This is a genomic window from Nitrincola nitratireducens (assembly GCF_000585235.1).
Classification (GTDB): Bacteria; Pseudomonadota; Gammaproteobacteria; order Pseudomonadales; family Balneatricaceae; genus Nitrincola; species Nitrincola alkalisediminis.
In genome coordinates this window covers 1-1,953 of the sequence record NZ_AONB01000048.1, presented here as the reverse complement: position 1 = coordinate 1,953, position 1,953 = coordinate 1, and the positions used below count along the sequence as shown (strand labels likewise).

General features: G+C 44.5%; 3 protein-coding genes. 1 reads left to right on the top strand and 2 read right to left on the bottom strand.

Going from position 1 to position 1,953, the window contains the following annotated elements; all coding sequences use genetic code 11:
* Positions 1-52 precede the first annotated feature (52 nt).
* Both D791_RS21265 and D791_RS21260 read right to left on the bottom strand, forming a co-directional pair.
* Positions 53-463 carry an RpnC/YadD family protein gene (locus D791_RS21265; RefSeq protein WP_237748715.1) on the bottom strand — a complete coding sequence of 137 codons (411 nt, stop codon included), beginning with the start codon at positions 461-463 and terminating at the stop codon, positions 53-55.
* Entirely contained in the window at positions 460-732 is a 273-nt protein-coding gene (locus D791_RS21260) for a hypothetical protein (protein ID WP_036514972.1), read from the bottom strand. Before D791_RS21260 ends, D791_RS21265 begins: the two co-directional genes overlap by 4 nt.
* Before the next feature lie 210 nt (positions 733-942).
* Here D791_RS21260 and D791_RS18485 point away from each other — a divergent pair, with 210 nt between their 5' ends.
* Positions 943-1,926, top strand: coding sequence for an Rpn family recombination-promoting nuclease/putative transposase (locus D791_RS18485; RefSeq protein WP_036514969.1), 984 nt, complete (start codon positions 943-945; stop codon positions 1,924-1,926).
* Positions 1,927-1,953 lie beyond the last annotated feature (27 nt).

The following is a 1,953-nucleotide window of genomic DNA, read 5'->3' as shown; positions in this document are numbered from 1 at the left end:
ACGACCACTCAGAGTAAGGTCTCTATAGTCACTATGAGCTAGAGACACATAATCACTGCCTACACAATAAAGCCTCAAGCGTCTCTGCAGTTAATATCCCTTCTATCCAGCGATCAAGCTTAGCTATATCGGCATTGGAAAGTTGTTCATCCGCCCACTCAGGAACATCACCAAACTTCATTTTTATGAGTTTGCGTAAAGCCATAGCTTCACCCTCTTGACGGCCTTCTTGGCGGCCTTCTTGGCGTCCTTCTTGGCGACCTCTTTGAAGCCCTATTTGCTCACCTTTCTCTAAACCAACACGTTCAGCTGTATTGATATAAGGCATTTTTTTATCCTCCTCGATTGCATAGACCGCATTCAAAAAATCGTCGTTCAGGGCTGAAGGGAGCTGAATCATCCAATCAATCACATTGAATAATTCCTGTATCTGCTCTTTGCTGTAGCCTCGCTCATACATCATACGAATACTTCAACATGGATCAGAAGCCACGTCTCGTCACCTCCGAGTGTATACACTTTAACCAGTTTGTCAGCATAACGTCTACCGGAAGTTGCATCTGGCGTCACCTGCTGCAACTCTTTATCCAGCGAGGTATACCCTTTGCTCCAATCGATTTCTGGAGGTATATGAGGGAAAAGTAACTGTAAAAACTCCTGAAAATAGCCATCGAGGGCTATTTTCCATGGGCTGTCATAATCTGTATTGCGGTCTGGTTCCGTGTGGGTCATAGCAACTCCTTTGCTTTTGACTGGAATGATATCTTTTTTTAAAAGCAAGCGTCCACCGGAAACAAGAGGGGATTAATGCCGTGTCTTGTGTATTGATAGGTCAGGGCTTATTCTAATCTCTACGAAAAGAGCCTCGTTAATTATTCACTCCACAAGGCCCTTCTCACTCACAAGGATGTAACACAATGCCAACAGAAAGGAGTCTCTCGTATGGCAAAGCATTACGATACCGCGTACAAGGAAGTCTTTAGCTATCCTGAGTTTGTCCAGCAACTCATTGAAGGCTTTATACCCTCAGAAATTGCTAACATCATGGATTTCTCAACTCTTACTATCCACAGCGGCAATTACATCACGCCACTATTTGAAGAAAAACTGGAAGATGTCGTGTGGTCGGTCGATATCACTTGGGACGGCGCTAAGCAACCCGTCTACTTATACATTTTACTAGAGTTTCAATCTCAACCCGACCCAACCATGCCCATCAGGCTAATGCACTATGTGGCATGCTTTTATGACCATTTACTGAAAAACAAAAAAACGACCTTAAAGAAAGGGTTACCTCCAATATTGCCGATTGTGTTGTACAACGGATCTAAACGCTGGTCGGCAAAACACGACATTAGTGAGCTGATTTTCCCAGAGCCACCCGATTTTTTGAAAGCCTATCAACCGCATCTACGCTATTACTTAGTGGATGAAGGAAGCTATACTAATGAAGAACTCGGGCTTAAGCCGACCCCTCTGAGCGGAATATTTGGCGTTGAGAATGCAGGGCACAGTATGGAAGCACTGCAACAAGCGGTCGATAAAATCACAGCGATCATTCAGGCATCTCCGCATAAAGAGCGTATTGATAGAGTTGTGACACGTTGGATTAAGCGACATTTGAGTTACCTAGGAGCCGAGATCAAACTCGATCGACTCAATAGCCTAGTAGAGGACAAAGACATGCTAGCAGAGAACTTAGAAAACTTAGTTAAAAAAGAGCGCAATACCGCTCGTATGGAGGGTCGACTGGAAGGCCAGATGGAGGGTCGTACTGAAGGTCGTACTGAAGGTCGTACTGAAGCTCGCTGTGAAGTTGCACGCAACCTAATAAAAATGACGGAAATGGATGATGCAATGATCGCCGAAATAGCCGGATTACCCGTCAAGGTTGTAACTGAGCTTCGATCAACATCGAAACACTAACAACGCCTCTAATACTCAAATGACCTA